This window comes from Flavobacterium sp. LC2016-13, assembly GCF_009707955.1.
Classification (GTDB): domain Bacteria; phylum Bacteroidota; class Bacteroidia; order Flavobacteriales; family Flavobacteriaceae; genus Flavobacterium.
The window spans coordinates 200,482-217,208 of the sequence record NZ_WMDQ01000009.1; the positions used below are offsets into that span (position 1 = coordinate 200,482).

The following is a 16,727-nucleotide window of genomic DNA, read 5'->3' on the forward strand; positions in this document are numbered from 1 at the left end:
AAGGATGACAATATTGCATATAAACAAAAAATATAATTTTATGAAAAAGTCTTTATTAATAGCAGCTTCTCTGGTATTACTAGCTTGTCAGCAACAATCAAATGATGATTTAAAGGAACTTTATTCGCTTCCTAAAAAATTAAAAGAAGTTTCAGGAATTGCTTATTTTCCAGAAACTAATCTGATTTATACAATAGAAGACAGTGGTAATAAAAATGCCATTTATGCGATTAATTCAGACGGAAAATTAGCTAAAACAATTACAATTGGCAATGCCACAAATGTCGATTGGGAAGATATTACCAAAGATAAAAAAGGAAATATTTATATTGGAGATTTTGGAAATAATGACAACGAACGCAAAGATCTTTGTATTTATAAAGTTGCCAAAAATCAATTAAATAAAGATTTGGCTTCCGCCGAGTATAAAATTTCATTTTCATATCCGGAACAAACCGAATTTCCTCCAAAGAAAAAAGAAATGTTTTATGACGTTGAAGGTTTTTTTGAACACAATGGATATTTCTATCTTTTTACAAAAAACCGAAGCAAAAATTTTGACGGAACTGCTTTTATCTATAAAATACTAAATGCACCGGGAACTCAAAAAGCAACCAAAATAGGAGAATTTAAAACCTGCGATAATTACAATCATTGTGTTTTAACCAGTGCCACAATTAGTCCAGACGGAAAAAAAGTAGTGTTGTTAAGTCACGATAAAATAGTTTTATTTAAAGGTTTCAAAGGAGATTTATTCCATAAAGGAACTCAAACGCAAATAATGCTAAACAACTTCACTCAAAAAGAAGCCATCGTTTTTAAAGACAACAATACATTATTAATTGCCGACGAAAAAACCAATAAAATAGGAGGTAAGATGTATGAGTTTAGATTAAAGTAGTTTTTAGGTTCAAAGGTTCAAAGGCTCAGAGTAACAAAGTTTTTTAAAGACCTTTGAACCTTTGTTACTCTGAGCCTTTGAACCTTACTAGAAACTATATGCCGCTCCAAAAATAACTCTTCCTACTTCGTCAGGAGATTTAAAATAAGAAATCCTTGCGGTTAAAATATTGACAGCATTCAGCCAAAGTCCGCCACCGTAATCCTGATGCCATTTTTTAGAATCTTCACCATCAAGCCAAATTCTTCCGTAATCAAAACCGCCTAATATTCCGTAAGTAAACGGAGCGATTGTACGGCGAATTTTTCCAAGACTTAATCTTAAATCAGAGCTTTGAGAAAAATAAGAACTTCCTAAAAAGCGTTCGTTTCTATACCCGCGCAAATCAGTGTCACCACCTAAAGTTGCACCCTGATAAAACTCGTAGTTATTATTTAAAATAGCTTTTCCTTTAAAGTAAGTTGCTAAAACCAGTTTTCCGTTGTGATCAATTTTATGCGTAAAACCTAAAATACTTTCCAGCGTAGGAAAATTTTTCTTGGTATCATCCAGATTTGTTGTCCAGGTTGCAGCAAGCATAAAAGCCATTCCCAAAGTTGGTTTTGCAGCAAAATCAGCATTTTTAAAGAGATATTTCACTTTTAAACCTCCGTAATTTTGACTGTCAAAAACATTCGGATTAACAATATTTGGTAAATTAATGAATCTGTTTTCTGTTTCTTCAACCGTCATTCTCTGAAAAATAGGCTGCACGCTAAATTCACTTCCATAACGTCCAACGTGTCTTACAGCGCCCGAAACATTAAATTTCCGAATTCGAACACGATTATAATCCATATCCAAATCATCGTCATTATTTACAGTTTCATTTCCGTATCCAAAATAATTCATTGCAAAATTTGGAGTCGTATAAAGCGATTCAACATCAATAACCCATTTACCCAATAATCCGGGGAAATGCGCAACATAATTAAATTCTAAACCGCCCGTTGCAAAATAATAGAAAGCATTAATAACATGTCTTTGCGTATAAGGATTTTGCTTGAAATTATTAACAGTATAATTTAGATTAATACCAACTTTTACGCCATCATCCGGATTGAAACCAATGTTTGGAAGACCAGAAACGACATTGTATTTTGGTTTTTCATAATTGTATAAATTGACATCGTAATCGTCTGTAAGTTGAGTTTGTGTTTTAGAATCAAGATTATAAGTATTGTTTTTAGATTTAAAATCATAAACAATCACTTTTCTTCCGTTTTCAATATTATAGGTATCATTGTTCTGACCACCAATTAAACGAATTTTTATTCTCGATTTTTCTTTTCCTGTAACTTCAAAAACATCCGCATCATCTAATCCGTATATCCAGAGATTTTTCGTTTTATCATCCGTTACGGTTTTAGTATAAACTAATTCGTCGCCTTCTTTCTTTATTCTATAAACCTGAATTTCAATACTTTTTTTAGCGTTATGATTCAAAACAAACTTATCTTTTTTGTCCGTTCCCGCAATCATAACAGTTTTGCTTAAAACATCAGAATACTCAGCAGCATATTTTTGAAGCTCTTTTTTTCTGTTTTTAAGTTTACGCTGAATATCTGCAACCGTTTCATCCTGAACTTCTTTAGGCATGTTTTTAAAAGCGTTGTCAATATCATTATCTGATAAGTTTTCCTGAATAAATTTAGCCTGTTCAATCCAGTCTTTTTCAGTTGAAGTTCTTAAAAAAGCCAAATCCATTGGATAAGGTTCTCTGCTCAGCCATTTTACATTATCAATTTTATTTTTGAAAGTTCGCATGTGGCGAAGTGCCGGAATATTCATTAAGAGTGAAAGCAAAGCTCCGTCGTATTTAGCAAAAGCCTGATCGCGGTCGCGCGGAATAGGTTTATAAATTACTTTATCACCTATTTTATATTCTCCCCAACGCCATTGATCGCTGTGTCTGTCCCAATCGCCAATAAGCATATCAAACAAACGGGCTTTTATATATTCTTTTTCATCAACCGAATATTTTTCATCTTTATGAAGATTGTCCATCATATCTTCGGTACTGATAATATCGCTTGGTTTACCAAAGTTTTTAGCGTCGATATGATTGTCTGCCGGTCTTTCTTCAACCATATACAATTCATCTCCAAAATTGGAATTAAACTCTTTTAATGCATTTTGTTTCGGAATATAATACAAAACCGGATTGGTATGCGAAATACCTAAATGATCTGCCATATCGCCAATTACAAATGGTGCATACGGATGAGAAGTGGTGTAAAAATCTAATAAGAAATTTTCGGTATAAGTATCTTCAAAATCATTTACAACGTATTGATCTTTAAATGCAACCGACTGTAAAAATACTGCGGCACTTTTTTTCATGGCGCGCATTACGTATTCTCTTCCTTTAGAATCAGACATTCTTAAAGAAACAGATTGATGTCCTCCGCCTTCGCGAATAGGTTTTAAACCGCCCATTAAAGTGTCTAAAGTTGCTGTTTTTGCCGAAATTGGTAAGCTGTAATATTTTCTGTAATGATTTCCGAATAAGAACTTATGAACGATACTTTTACTCGTCATTTTTTTAGAATAAATAGAAGTTGTAACTGTTGCAGGAAATTTATTTTCTACAGCCGCAGCCCAATTTATTTCTTTTGCTTTTATAATTTCATGCTCGAAAAGCAATTTTTCCTTATTATTTTCATTTCCAAAAAAAGTCACTTTTGCATCGCCGCTTTTAAATAAAGTAAGCGTTGCATAACCATTTCCGCCGTATGAAAATTCAGTTGGATTTATAGCTCTTGCTGCTTCAGATTTAGAACCCGCGCCGCTAATAATTTGTTTAATATTTTCTTTATTAACGTATTGCAGATTATGATCGTGTCCTGAAACTACAATTACATTTTTCTGACCCTGCAAAAGTGTCTTTATCCTTTTTGCATAAATTGTATATTGTTTGTTTTGAATATCCTGCGGACTAACTCCGGATGTTTTTCGCAGTAAATTGATAAACGAACCAATTACAGGAAGTGGGATTTTCTTCTCTAACGGAAATAATTGTTTTTCTAAAGAAAATTGTCCGCCATGAGTTCCGTTGCTCATCAAAGGATGATGAATAGCAATAACAACTGTTTTTTCCTGATTTTTATTTAGAAGATTTTCTAATTCATCAAAAAAAGCTTCTCTTGTTTTTATATCACAATTGTCATTTATGGTTGGGTGATTATCCCAATCTTCCAAAAACCATTCACTGTCAATTGTTATTAAAGTAGCTGTGCTGTCAATTTTTATATCTTCAATAGGACATCCTTTTCTTGGTAAAAATGCTTTTTTGTCGTTAAGATATTTAGTAACGAATTCACCTTGAAGCTCAAGGCCTTTTATGCCGCTGTACCAATCATGATTTCCGGGAATAAATACTGTTTTTCCTTTAAATCCTTTCGTTAGTTTTAATTGATTCGTCAGTTTTGTTTCGGCTAAAGCCTTTTCATTTGCATCGTCATTACTGGGAAAACCTTTTGGATATATATTATCGCCTAAAAATAATAAAGTTGCTTTTTTATTCGATTTTTTTAGTTTTGTATGTAATAATTCAAGTGTTTGTTGAGCTTGCTCTTCATCAGCATTTCCGGCGTCTCCAACTAAATAAATAGTATGGGCAATTTTTATAGAGTCTGTTGCGTTATCCGTTTCGTTAGCACTCACGTTTTTGCCATACTGGGCTTTGTGCGTTGCGCACGAGCTGAGTAAAGACAGACTAAGAACTAAAGAATAATTTTTAATCTTAGTAATAAAATGGTTATCCAAAAACAATTTCATAATTTAGTGGTTTATAAAAATATTCTCCATGAATCTAATAGAACAATCTGAAGATTTCGTCAGTAATTTACTCAAAGATAAACTTTCTAATTTATATTCTTACCATAATTTTAACCATACTTTAACTGTTGTAAATGCAGTAAAAGTATTGTCTAAAAAAGAAGATGTAAATGCCGATGAAAAAGAAATACTTCTGGTGGCCGCTTGGTTTCACGACACAGGTTATATAGAAGGTTATGAAAAACACGAAGAAGAAAGCGTAAAAATCGCTGCGAAGTTTTTAAAAGAACATGGTCAATCTGAAGAATTTATAGGAAATGTCTCTAAATTGATTTTGGCAACCGTAAAGGAATATGTTCCTCAAACGCATTTGGAAAAAATTATTAAAGATGCAGATTTTGCTCATTTAGTTGGTCCTGAATATTTTACTACTTGTGAATTGTTGCGTCTTGAACTGAAAAACACATGGAATATTAGTTTTTCTAATACGGAATGGACGAAGGAAAACTTAAATTTTTTATTGAATAAACATCGTTTTTATACCAATTACGCATTAAAAAAATGGCAGCCTCTTAAAGAGAAAAACTTAATTCTCGTGCAAAAGAAAATCGACAGACAGGAAAAGAAAACGGCTAAAAAAATTGAAGCCGAAGATAAAAAGAAAGATAAAATTGAAAAACCGGATCGTGGTGTTGATACGTTATTTCGTGTTACTTTAGGAAATCATACACGCTTAAGCGGAATTGCTGATAGTAAAGCGAATATATTATTATCTGTAAATGCCATTATTATTTCGATTGCACTTTCATCCATTATTCCAAAATTAGACAGTCCAAAAAACGCACATTTGGTAATTCCTACATTTATTATGTTGATGTCTAGTGTAATTACAATTATTTTTGCAATTCTTTCTACACGTCCAAAAGTTACTTCAGGAGTTTTTACCAGAGAAGATATTGAGAATAAAAAGATTAATTTATTGTTTTTTGGAAATTTCTACAAAATGCCTTTAGAAGAATACGATTGGGCAATGAATGAAATGATGAAAGACAGGGATTATCTTTATTCGAACATGATTAAAGATTTATACTATCTGGGATTGGTTTTACAGCGAAAATATAATTTACTGCGAATTGCCTACAACTTTTTTATGGTTGGGATAATAATCACGGTTATTGCTTTTGTAATTGCTTTTAAATCGATTTAAAATTAAGGACATAATTTAGAACACTGATTTTACGGATTCGCTATCGCTAAGACGCGGATGAACATAGATTTTTTTTATTTATTCAGAAATCCGTTTCATCCGCGTTCAATAAAATAAAAAAAAGCTCAACTGTTAGTTGAGCTCATCTAATAAATCCTGATAAGTAATTTTTTTCGCTGTAGGATTTGCTGTATTGTTAATCACTTTTACACGAATGGCTCTTAAGCCGGAAACACCCTGAAGATCTTCAACTTCAAATTGTTCAATAGCTGGTTCAAGAATTTTCTTGTGCTGCAAGTATTTAATGTATTTTAAATATTCTGCTTCTTCGCTGTTTTGCGAATAAACAATAGTAATTTTTTCTTTTTCGGTAATGCGCTCGTTTGTTCCTTTAATGTTCGATTTGTCGATACGTTTTTTAACAACTTCATATCTCGCATTATAAGTTCCATCAACGTCAAAACGTTTTTCATCCATTCTAAAACGAATCGAAAGCGGCGAACTAAATACCAAAATCAGCGAAGTAACATCAAGTTCATAAGGCAAAGATTCCTTAAGCTGATGATGTTCTAACTCCATATCGCACAAAGTCTGCAATTGCCATAAACGTAAATTATGCAAATACATAATGTCAAACGGCATTGTTGGCGAAATAGATGCCCCAATGTATAAATTATGTTCAACACCATCCGTTTTAAAACGTTCGTAATAATGCGGATAAATTTGTTGCGCTTCAATTTGCTTTTTATCCAGAACAGAAGCCAGTCTTTTATTGATAATTGACATCGCATTATCGAATTTCTTTCTTTCCTGATAAAACATTCCTGTTTTTTCATCAAGCGTTTCAAAGTACAATTCCTCTAATTTTTCATCTTTAGCATTGCCTTTTGTGTTTTTCAATATCGGATGAATTTCTTCTTCGATATAACGCTGAATATGTTGTTCTGTATCTGCTTTTAATGGAAAATCTAGTTCTGTACGAAGCGATTCCAATTCAAATTTTCTTTGTTCCAAAAGAATCAGATTAGAATTTGGTTTCTGATTGTCGAAAATTTGCAAAAGAGCCGTAAGCTGATTTTTTAAATCGATTTTAACCGTTTCATTTCGATGTTCAGATGAACCTTTAATATCAATTTGTCCGTATAACGGAAATACGTTTTTAAACACAATTTCCTTAAAAATATAATCTTTTGTATGGTTTATATTTTGAAAGTAATTTTGAGATTCTTTTTTAAATTTCCAATAAACACTTGGGTGAATCGTAGTATATTCACGTTGAATAATGGCTTCAACCTGATGTTGCATATCCGTATTATAGCGATCAATTGTGTCGGTTAAATACGGTAAAACCAATTCTAGTTTTGTTGCATTTACGCTGTTTAAATCCCGAACATTTTCTGAAACTAATTCGACAACGCCTAATAAATGGCCGTCTTTTATGACAGGCGCAAAAACACAGCTTTGAATTCCTTGTTTTAATAAATGCTCACCAAGTTTTGGATTTGAAGATTCTTCGATGAATTTTTGAACATTAGAAATCACAAAAGGCTCTTTGTTGCCTAATAAATTTTCAAATGAACATCCAAAAAAAGCATTTTTACAATCGACTTCCTGAGCAGATGAAAGTAAAAAGCTTTGTAGCTGATTATCAAATTTTATTGGTCTGATGAATTTTTCTTCTTCAGGATTGTAAATGATAAAGCCAACTTTTAAACTCGGAATTTTGAAAATAGATTTAAAAATATTTTCAATAACATCTGTAGAAGCTACTGTTTTAGTATCGGGTTTTAATAAATTACTTTTTAAATTTGAGATAGCACTTTCTGTAGTCGCATCAAATAAAGAAACAATTCCGAAACCTTTTAAGATCCAGCTTCCTGGCGGAAATTTAGATTTCCATAAATCAAGATCATTATAATTATCAATTAACTTATCAATATCGTCCTGAGTAAGTTCAAGCGCTTGATCGGTTGGAGTAATTTCCATGAAATCGGCATTGTATAAAATGCGATAATGTTTTTCTACGCCATCTTCATCTGGAATATCATAAAAGAAAGGTTTATTAAAATCAATATTTTGATGATAATAACTGCTTAAAATCAGGCAGCAATTGTTTACATAGAATTGGTGATCATCAAAATCACGAATTTCCATATAAAACTCATCACCTGCATTGCGTAAAATTTTCTTGAAACGTTCTGTATAATTGAATGATAAATTCTGAAAAGGAATTGTAATTGCTTTTATTTCGTTATGAGTTAAAGCCGTAGGAAACAAATCAGCAACTAAGTTTTTGATTAAAGCCTCATTATTTTTAATCGTATTATAATCGCGAATTCCAGTTCTAAATTCCGGATAAGCATCAACTTCTTTTAAAATAGCTTTAGCATAATTAGAACGGTAGTCAACATCTGATAAAGCAATTTCTTCAAAAGATTCAACTAATTTATGAAAGGAAATTATTGTTTCGAAAGGGCTCTCGTGGTGTAAAAGACTTTCCATTTGTATTTTGTTTTTAGGCTACAAAATTAAGCATAAATTAAGAATCACCGACATTTTACCATTTCTTTCGTTTATAGTGCCATAATCACAATCCCTTATTAAATAGCGGTTTTGAGAGGTAATAATTATTTTAACTTAATATTAACACTAATAATAACGGAATGATCGTTCCGTTATCATATCTTTGTACCATAATAATTGAATAATCAATAACTTAAATAACAAATAAAATGAAAAATTTAGAAAACAAAGTAGCTATAGTAACAGGTGGAAATAGCGGAATTGGGTATGCAACTGCAGCAGAATTAGTTGCAAAAGGAGCAAAAGTAATTGTAACAGGAAGAAACAAAGAAGCATTGGCAAAAGCTCAAACAGAATTGAATGTTACCGGAATTGTTGCTGATCAATCTGATTTAAAATCAATTGATAGTTTAGTAGAACAAGTAAAAGCACAATTTGGAAAAGTTGATATCGTATTTTTAAACGCAGGAATTGCAGCTTTTGCTCCGGTAGATTTAGCGTCAGAAGAGCATTATGACAGCATTATGAATGTAAATGTAAAAGGAGTTTATTTTACAGTTCAAAAAGTATTGCCAATTTTAAACGATGGTGGTTCTATTATTTTCAATACTTCAGTAAATGCGCAATTAGGTATGCCGGGTTCTAGTGTATATGGAGCAAGTAAAGCTGCAGTTTTATCATTAAACAGAATATTTGCTGCAGAATTAGCGCCAAGAAAAATCAGAGTAAATGCAGTTTCTCCTGGTCCAATTGAAACACCATTGTACGGAAAAGTTGGTTTAGAAAAAGAAGAAGTAGAAGGTTTAGGAGCTGCTTTGGGAGAAAAGATTTTATTGAAACGTTTTGGACAAGCTGCTGAAGTTGCAAAAACAATTGGTTTCCTTGCTTCTGATGATGCATCATTTATTACAGGTACAGAAATTGTTGTTGATGGTGGACTTACTGTAAACACAGTATTATAATTTTTTGACTAATTAAGGAACGATTGTTCCGTTTAATTAGTATCTTTGTAAAGAATTTAATTTTTTAAAGTCATGGCTAGAACAAAAGAATTTAACGAGGATCAGGCTTTAGATAAAGCTATCGAAATTTTTTGGCACAAAGGTTACAACGGAACTTCTGCCCAGGATTTAGTAACGCATTTAGGGTTAAGTCGTTCGAGTTTGTATGATACTTTTGGCGATAAGCAAAAGCTGTTTTCTAAATCTTTACAACGTTACCAAAAGCAAGCGCAAGACAATGTGCAACAGCTTTTTGATGAAACTGATAATATTAAAGACGCATTACTTGCTATTTTTAAGCAAGCAGTGATAGAGAGTTTAGAAGATAGGATTACAAAAGGTTGTTTTATGGTAAACTCTTCTGTAGAACTTGCAATGCATGACGAAGACATTTCTAAAATTGTAAAAAATAACAGCCATAATATGGAAGAAGTTTTTACAAAAGCAGTTCAAAAAGGGCAGGATGCAGGTCAGATTTCAAAACAACAAGATGCGAGAGTTTTGGCTCGGTTTATTTTTAATAATTATTCCGGAATTCGAGTTTTGGCTCGCGCCGGAGAAAGAGATAAACAAGTTTATGACGATATTGTAAAAGCAGTATTTTCGTTGCTTTAAACTGTTAATTGACAAAAGCATATAAAAAAATCCCATTTCTAAAGAAATGGGATTTTTGTTTTTTATCCCTGATTTTTTCAAGGTAATTCTATAAGACTGAAAGCTCAAATGAATTGTTTATTTTGTATTAAAAACATTTAACTGAAACCAATTTTGGCTTTTATCAATCATTTCCTGTCCGTACTGTTTGCATATAGTATCATGAACCCATTGCAGGTTCTTTTCTTTTAAAGAATCTTTTATTTTATTCTCTATGTCAATCATTACCAAGTGTATTGCACAATAACTATTTTTTTTCCAGGGAAGGTTTCCCTTATCTAACAATACACAATTATCCCTGATTTTATTGCATTCAAAAAACGAAATTTCTCCTTCGACTGCAAGAACAATATCTAAAAATGTGATTTCATTAGCCAAGCGTGCAAGCTTGTAACCTCCTTTTACACCAATATTTGATTTCACTATTCCAGCTTTTTTTAATTTGGTAAAAGCTTTGGCAAGATATGTTTCTGATATATTTTGAAAATTGGCCAAATCGCGTACAGTAACCGTGCTGGCTTCAGGATTATCTATTAAATATACCAAAGAGTGTATCGCATATTCTACATTTTTTCCTAAAGTTGGCATGGTAATGATTTAATCAGTTTCATAAAAGGTGTACTTTTAAACAGCGTTTTGGCTAACATTTGGAACTTCAGGATAAGAATCTTCCAGTGCAGTTAGAACGTCGTCTGCCGGATAGATTAGTTTTGTCGTAACTTCCATTTTTATATTCTTTCCTTCAATACCGCTCACGGCAAGATTGCGTTCCCATCCTGTAGTTAACATTCCGTCTTGCTGACCTAAATCTACACAGGTTACATAATCCGTATAATTATAAGGTTTTAAAGGTTGAGAGAATAATGCGTTAACAGCATTATGTCCAGCCCATTTTCCTAAGAACATGGAGAACTGGCAAGCCATAAGTGAGTTATTACCTTTATCATCAGTCGGGATATTAGCAACATCACCGGCTGCGATTACATTGTCATATTCTTCTAACTGAAGATATTTATTTACATGAAGACGTCCCAGTTTATCCTTTTCTCCTTTAAAGAAATTGCAAAGAGAACTAGCCACTAAACCTACAGTTGAAATAACCGTTTTTGAAGGAATAAAAGTGCCATTACTTAATGTTGCACCATTTGCAGTTACTGCAGCCAATGAAGTACCAGTTACAACGGTTACATCTTTAGACTTTAATGTTTCTATAACGTAATCCTGTGCTTCAGCAGCATAATAATTTCCTACTTTCTCTGCCTTTTCTATCAATACAACTTTAAAGTCAATTGCATTCTTAGCATGTTCGCCCCATATTTTTAATGCTTTTTCTTTAATAACAGTAGCAACTTCAAGCCCAGTTAATCCGCTTCCGGCAACTACAAAAGTGGTAGCTCCGTCATCAAAACTTTTACTTGCCAATTGTATTAAATGATCTTCTAATCTTTGAGCACCGTTAAATGTGTCGACATTAAAAGTATTTTCAATACCGGGAATATTTATTGCTTTTAAAACACTTCCTGATGATAAGATCAAATAATCGTAGTTTAAAATTCTTGAACCGCTATCAGTTAAAACCGTTACGAGTTTTTGCTCAGGGTTGATGATTTCTGCTTTACCAATAATAAATTTAATATTTAGTGGTTTGAAATATTTATCCAGACTCACTCTTAACCCTTCTAATGAAACTTCATATAATCTTGGTCGAATCGTTAAATATTCATCCGTGTTCACCAAAGTTACTTCTACTTCATCTTCTTTTTGTAATTCTCGGCTTTGTCTAATAGCACTCAAAGCGCTCCAAAAACCTGCAAAACCCCCTCCAATAATCAATAACTGTTTTTTCATTTCTTTAATAGATAATTACGATAATAATTGTCGCAAATTAAATGAAATAATCTAATAAAGTAAGTAAATTCTTTCTTTTTTATTTGTTAAAAATAATGTAGTATTTATAAATGATTGAATATCAAAACGTCATGCAAGGGAAAAATATAATTGAAGAGCTTAAAATGTAAACTATAATGAACTCCATTATTTATTGCAATAAAAAAACGGCAATTACACAATGTAGTTGCCGTTTTTTGTTTTAAGTAAGTAATAGAAAATGAATAACTCTTAGCTTTTTTCTTCTTTATTGAAATACACTAAGTAGTAATACATTTGTTTTTCTTCATCCCATCCTTTTTCAACAAATTTTTCTGCACTTTCAGGATTGATGAAATCCATTTTAATCTGAATATGAGTATCCAGGTTAATTACGTTTTTAATCGATTTTCTGGCGTCAGAAACTGCTGCGTTGGCAATTGGGAATGAGGTTACATCTTCGATGCTGTATTTTTCTCCTTTATCAACTTTATAGTTTTTGAATTCAGGAATTAAGTCAGGATTATCTAATACTTCGTTTAAGAAATTTTGTTCTTCAAACTGATCATTTTTAGCGAAATAATTCACAGATCGGTTCATAAACATAACTTCTTCTTTTTTGTCTTCTGCCGGTAAAACAACATCTTTTGCGAAGTTTTGACAGAATTTCAAATATTTTTTAGTGATGAAGTTTTCATCTTCAAAAGCATCAACAGACAAAAAATGCTCTAACCAATAACGCGCATCATAACGGTTGCTGTCTACAGTTAAAATTTTATATCCTTCTTCTTTTTTGTAGTTAAAAATCAAACAACCTTTATCTAATTTGCTCAAGTTAATTCCTTGTTGCAGAATCATTTCAAGATTACTGTCTTTTTCTTCAAATTGTAAAAAGTCGGCCTGCAACTCACTTTTAAAAATTCCGATAGCATCAACAACATTATTGTCAATACTTAAATTCGTTAAATACGTTACATAAACCTCTCCGTTTTTAATGTGCGGATGATTTGACTGCTCAAATAAATGCGTGGTGATTTTTTTTGAAATCTCCTGTAAATTCCCAGGATTAGTAAAAATCTCAGTAGCATATTTAAACATGTCGTTGTAATCCAAATCAACTTCGTGCGCAAACTGATAATAGTTTTCTTCTTTCTCTCTAAAAGGCTTAAAAAAGTATTCTTTTATCAACGGAACGATTTCATCATTTAAATTAAATGGTTGTTCCGATAAAAAAATCGCTTCGTTTCTGCTCTTGTTTCCTACGCGGTGTATCGCAAGCGTCTCGATGTGGGTGTTGAATAAGTTGATCATTTTTAAGGTGCTGAGGTTCTAAGTTGCTAAGATACTAAGGTTTAGTTTCTATTCTTTATTTTTTTAATGAATGAAACTAACATTCTTTCTACTTCGCGGGTGTCCTCGTATAGGTTATTAAATTCTTCTTCGTTTAGATAAGTTGTATTTTTTGCAATTTCTAACTGAGTTTGCATTTCAAATAAAGAACCTACCGAAATGTTTAAAAATCGTAAAAAATCTTTGTCACTTTCTCGTCCGTATCCTTCTGCAATATTACTAGGGATAGAAACAGAACTGCGTCTAATTTGTGAAGTTAATCCGAAAATTTCTTCTTTTGGAAAATTATTTGTTGAAAAATAAATTTTGGTTGTCAAAGCCATAGATTTCTGCCAGATAAGCAAGCTTCTAAAATTACTCATTGATAATATTTTTAATTTAAAAAAAAATAAAAATAAGAAAAAACTTTCAATTTAAAAGCCTTAGAACCTTAGCATCTCAGAACCTTAGCGACTTCGATTAATTCCAGTTTTCCTCAAATCCATAATCTTCAAAGCTGTCGTCTCCTTCGAACATGTCAAGATCTTCTTCATCAAGATCATCTTCAAATTCGCCATAGATATCGTCGTGCATATCAGCTTCAAAGTTTTTTTCGATAGCTTCGTCCGGCATTTCTCCGTGAGAGAATAAAGTTTCAGGATAAGGAGCTCCAACAACTTGGTCTTCAATAGCGGCCAATTCTACTAAGAAAGTCCACATATTGATGAAATCATATACGTAGATTATTTTAGTATTTTGTTCATCTAAGATGTCTGATAATTGGTAGTCGCTCATGGTTTTTTGTTCACCAGGAACATCTCCGGTATCAAAAAGAGCAATTTCATCTTCCTGATTCCAAGTTTCATCGCAAGTATAAAACGAAGCTACTTCCATTCCGTCAAAACCAAAAGCGTTGAAGATTGCATTGTGTAAATCTTCAAGCGTATCATCTTCAAGAATTGCAATGTCTCTAAAAATATCTTCTTCGGCGTCTAGAATTACTCTAAATTTATAAACCATAATCTTTGTTTTTATTGAAAGGTCAAAGGTAAAATATAAAAAACGAAATACGAATTGTGAATTAAGATTTGTTGAAAAGATTTTAGTCAGCCTCCTGCAAGGTTTTCAAAACCTTGTAGGTTTCTATAATCGTTAAAGTTACACCTACAAGGTTTTGAAAACCTTGCAGGAATCGAAATTAGGATTATTTTCTAGCCAATCGCTGTCTAATTCTATGATAATGTTTGTGGTAAGTACTATGACTAGGATAACTTCTGCTCGAAGTCATATTGTTAAAAATCAAAGCCGTTAAGAGTAAAATCAGTACTCCGGTTAAAACAGGAGAAAGAACATACATATATCCCAAAGCTTTTACTTTTTCTGTTCCAATAATAGCAATCAAAGCTGTTGCGCCTCCCGGTGGATGAAGCGTTTTGGTAATCTGCATTAAAATAATTGCAATAGAAACTGCCAATGGAGCCGCTATATACATAATATCCGGTACCAGTTTGTGAACCGTTACGCCTACAAAAGCAGAAATAACATGTCCGCCAACTAAATTACGTGGTTGCGAAAACGGACTTTGAATAATTCCGTAAACCAAAACACTCGAAGCTCCAAAAGAACCAATTAAATAAACGGCATCATTTCCTGAAAAGTGAATTGATTGAACGTAAGCCAAAACTCCAATTCCGACAAATGATCCAATAAACGACCAAAAATGCTCTTTATAATCAATTAAAGTTTCTTTATAAAGAATGTAACGTGTTTTGCGGTAGCTTCTTTTAATCCTGGGAGTTGGCATAATTTGTAATATTTGTGGTATTTTTTCTTGTCACAGATTTTACGGATTAAAGAATTAAAAATCTTTGTGAATCTGTGAATCCCGATAGCTATCGGGAGTAGCTATATAATTTATTTCGTTAAGCTTGGTACATAAGTATATACAGTATACGGATAAAGAGCTTTTGCTGTGTATTTAGAAATCAGGCAAACAACTAAAATTGGCAAAAACAAAGTATAATCATTCGTAAGTCCGCAAACTAAAAAGATTGCTGTAAAAGGCGCATGAATACTGGCGCTCAAAACAGCAGCCATTCCGATAATCATGAAATTAACAGGAATTACATTTACATGAAAAAGAGAATTTAAGACAGAAGCTAATAACAATCCCAAAAAGGCTCCAATGAAAAGACTCGGAGCAAAAACGCCACCATCACCGCCAGAAGCCAGTGTTATAGAAGTTACAATTGGTTTTAAAATTAAGATTCCGATAAACGTTAAAGCCAAAGTCAAGGTTAACGGAAGTTGAGATGAATTAAGAAATATCCCTTTTATGGCGTGATAACCTTCACCATATAATTGAGGGAAAATAAATAAAGAAACACTTAAAACAACTGAACCAATTAAGATTTTATAATAATGCGTTCCAATTTTTCCAAATTGAGATTTAAAAAATAATACACAACGTGTTAGATAAACAGAATTTAATCCGGCTAAAATTCCTAAAAGAATAAAATACGGAATTGCTTTTAAATGCCAGGTTGTGATAGAAACGGTAAATAATGGTTCTTCTTTTAAAATAGAAAGTAATCCGAAAGCAATTGAAACCGCAATTACATTTGAGATAACAAAAGCACGCGTAACTTTTCGTGAAATAACTTCAAGAGCAAATAAAATTCCGGCAATCGGACTGCTGAATAATGCTGTAACTCCGGCCGCAACTCCGGCACAAATTAATTCAGTTTTATACTGGCGAAAAACATTTTCTTTTTGTTGCGCTACAGAACCAATTGTAGCCGTGGCAACAACAGTTGAAACTTCGATTCCTGTTGATCCTCCAAAAATAACAGTTAATAATCCGTTTATAAAATGTGATGGAATTTTATAAGAAGGAAGATTTTTTGAAGGTGATTTTGTACTTTCAAAAACTTCTTTGATGCCTTTGTTTTCTTTTTTCTTAAAGAGATATTGTCTCAGAAAATAAATTACAGATAATCCGAAAACTGGAAAAATAATATAGAAAAGAGGATTTACTGAAACTTGATGAAAGAAGATTTCTTCGTAATATTCTGTGATTTTTTTAAGTGAAATTCCTAAAAAGGCAGATAAAAAGCCAATTAAAATAGAAACAACAACTAATTTTCTGAACTTAATAAATTGATGATTTTTTTTGATTTGCGCCGTTTTGTTCATCAGAAGTAAATTTGAATTCGCATTTTATTTTATGCGGATTACAAAATTAGGAATCACAATCGGTTTTAAATAGTAAAAACGCAATATAATGTGTTAAAACTTATAAAAACAGGAAAATTCTTGCAGTATGTTTTTCTTTGAATATCGTTTAATTAGGCGCAAAGGTTCAAAGGTTCAGAGGCTCAAAGTTTTTATTCAAAGATGTTCCATACATACGGTTTCTAGAAATGAC

13 protein-coding genes are annotated in these 16,727 nt (G+C 32.2%); 4 read left to right on the forward strand and 9 right to left on the reverse strand.

Annotation, left to right across the window (positions count from 1 at the left end; translation table 11 throughout):
* The first annotated feature begins 40 nt into the window (after positions 1-40).
* Positions 41-901 (forward strand): hypothetical protein, encoded by an 861-nt coding sequence (locus GKZ86_RS18415; RefSeq protein WP_154784519.1) that lies wholly within the window; start codon positions 41-43, stop codon positions 899-901.
* An 87-nt stretch (positions 902-988) separates the two neighbouring features.
* Here GKZ86_RS18415 and GKZ86_RS18420 read toward each other — a convergent pair whose 3' ends face one another.
* Positions 989-4,720: a metallophosphoesterase gene (locus GKZ86_RS18420; RefSeq protein WP_154784520.1), complete on the reverse strand. Its 3,732-nt coding sequence runs from the start codon at positions 4,718-4,720 to the stop codon at positions 989-991.
* A 28-nt stretch (positions 4,721-4,748) separates the two neighbouring features.
* Here GKZ86_RS18420 and GKZ86_RS18425 point away from each other — a divergent pair, with 28 nt between their 5' ends.
* A complete protein-coding gene (locus GKZ86_RS18425; RefSeq protein WP_154784521.1) occupies positions 4,749-5,927 on the forward strand; it encodes a Pycsar system effector family protein in 1,179 nt (392 codons plus the stop codon).
* A 132-nt stretch (positions 5,928-6,059) separates the two neighbouring features.
* Here the strand turns inward: GKZ86_RS18425 and GKZ86_RS18430 are convergent, their stop codons facing one another.
* Positions 6,060-8,429 carry a GAF domain-containing protein gene (locus GKZ86_RS18430; RefSeq protein ID WP_154784522.1) on the reverse strand — a complete coding sequence of 790 codons (2,370 nt, stop codon included), beginning with the start codon at positions 8,427-8,429 and terminating at the stop codon, positions 6,060-6,062.
* A 230-nt stretch (positions 8,430-8,659) separates the two neighbouring features.
* On the opposite strand from GKZ86_RS18430, the gene GKZ86_RS18435 reads away from it, so the two are divergent.
* Entirely contained in the window at positions 8,660-9,412 is a 753-nt protein-coding gene (locus GKZ86_RS18435) for an SDR family oxidoreductase (protein WP_154784523.1), read from the forward strand.
* A gap of 72 nt (positions 9,413-9,484) precedes the next feature.
* Positions 9,485-10,066 carry a TetR/AcrR family transcriptional regulator gene (locus GKZ86_RS18440; RefSeq protein WP_154784524.1) on the forward strand — a complete coding sequence of 194 codons (582 nt, stop codon included), beginning with the start codon at positions 9,485-9,487 and terminating at the stop codon, positions 10,064-10,066.
* A 117-nt stretch (positions 10,067-10,183) separates the two neighbouring features.
* On the opposite strand, the gene GKZ86_RS18445 is transcribed toward GKZ86_RS18440, so the two are convergent.
* The 7 genes from GKZ86_RS18445 to GKZ86_RS18475 form a co-directional block, all read right to left on the reverse strand.
* Entirely contained in the window at positions 10,184-10,693 is a 510-nt protein-coding gene (locus GKZ86_RS18445) for an Rrf2 family transcriptional regulator (RefSeq protein WP_154784525.1), read from the reverse strand.
* A gap of 36 nt (positions 10,694-10,729) precedes the next feature.
* Entirely contained in the window at positions 10,730-11,953 is a 1,224-nt protein-coding gene (locus tag GKZ86_RS18450) for an NAD(P)/FAD-dependent oxidoreductase (RefSeq protein ID WP_154784526.1), read from the reverse strand.
* Positions 11,954-12,223: 270 nt separating this feature from the next.
* Positions 12,224-13,282 (reverse strand): nucleoid-associated protein, encoded by a 1,059-nt coding sequence (locus GKZ86_RS18455; RefSeq protein ID WP_026984812.1) that lies wholly within the window; start codon positions 13,280-13,282, stop codon positions 12,224-12,226.
* 41 nt (positions 13,283-13,323) lie between these two features.
* The gene (locus GKZ86_RS18460; protein WP_154784527.1) at positions 13,324-13,683 is read right to left on the reverse strand and encodes a four helix bundle protein; all 360 of its coding nucleotides are present in this window, start codon (positions 13,681-13,683) and stop codon (positions 13,324-13,326) included.
* Positions 13,684-13,780: 97 nt separating this feature from the next.
* Positions 13,781-14,320 (reverse strand): hypothetical protein, encoded by a 540-nt coding sequence (locus GKZ86_RS18465; protein WP_154784528.1) that lies wholly within the window; start codon positions 14,318-14,320, stop codon positions 13,781-13,783.
* 184 nt (positions 14,321-14,504) lie between these two features.
* Positions 14,505-15,104, reverse strand: a complete 600-nt coding sequence (locus tag GKZ86_RS18470; protein ID WP_154784529.1) for an HPP family protein — start codon at positions 15,102-15,104, stop codon at positions 14,505-14,507.
* 110 nt (positions 15,105-15,214) lie between these two features.
* Positions 15,215-16,495: a chloride channel protein gene (locus tag GKZ86_RS18475; RefSeq protein ID WP_154784530.1), complete on the reverse strand. Its 1,281-nt coding sequence runs from the start codon at positions 16,493-16,495 to the stop codon at positions 15,215-15,217.
* Positions 16,496-16,727 lie beyond the last annotated feature (232 nt).

Coding starts and splice junctions, on each gene's coding strand:
- GKZ86_RS18470 (WP_154784529.1), bottom strand. CDS start 15,104: ATGCCAACTCCCAGGATTAAAAGAAGCTACCGCAAAACACGTTACATT.
- GKZ86_RS18435 (WP_154784523.1), top strand. CDS start 8,660: ATGAAAAATTTAGAAAACAAAGTAGCTATAGTAACAGGTGGAAATAGC.
- GKZ86_RS18415 (WP_154784519.1), top strand. CDS start 41: ATGAAAAAGTCTTTATTAATAGCAGCTTCTCTGGTATTACTAGCTTGT.
- GKZ86_RS18450 (WP_154784526.1), bottom strand. CDS start 11,953: ATGAAAAAACAGTTATTGATTATTGGAGGGGGTTTTGCAGGTTTTTGG.
- GKZ86_RS18475 (WP_154784530.1), bottom strand. CDS start 16,495: ATGAACAAAACGGCGCAAATCAAAAAAAATCATCAATTTATTAAGTTC.
- GKZ86_RS18460 (WP_154784527.1), bottom strand. CDS start 13,683: ATGAGTAATTTTAGAAGCTTGCTTATCTGGCAGAAATCTATGGCTTTG.
- GKZ86_RS18420 (WP_154784520.1), bottom strand. CDS start 4,720: ATGAAATTGTTTTTGGATAACCATTTTATTACTAAGATTAAAAATTAT.
- GKZ86_RS18445 (WP_154784525.1), bottom strand. CDS start 10,693: ATGCCAACTTTAGGAAAAAATGTAGAATATGCGATACACTCTTTGGTA.
- GKZ86_RS18440 (WP_154784524.1), top strand. CDS start 9,485: ATGGCTAGAACAAAAGAATTTAACGAGGATCAGGCTTTAGATAAAGCT.
- GKZ86_RS18425 (WP_154784521.1), top strand. CDS start 4,749: ATGAATCTAATAGAACAATCTGAAGATTTCGTCAGTAATTTACTCAAA.
- GKZ86_RS18465 (WP_154784528.1), bottom strand. CDS start 14,320: ATGGTTTATAAATTTAGAGTAATTCTAGACGCCGAAGAAGATATTTTT.
- GKZ86_RS18430 (WP_154784522.1), bottom strand. CDS start 8,429: ATGGAAAGTCTTTTACACCACGAGAGCCCTTTCGAAACAATAATTTCC.
- GKZ86_RS18455 (WP_026984812.1), bottom strand. CDS start 13,282: ATGATCAACTTATTCAACACCCACATCGAGACGCTTGCGATACACCGC.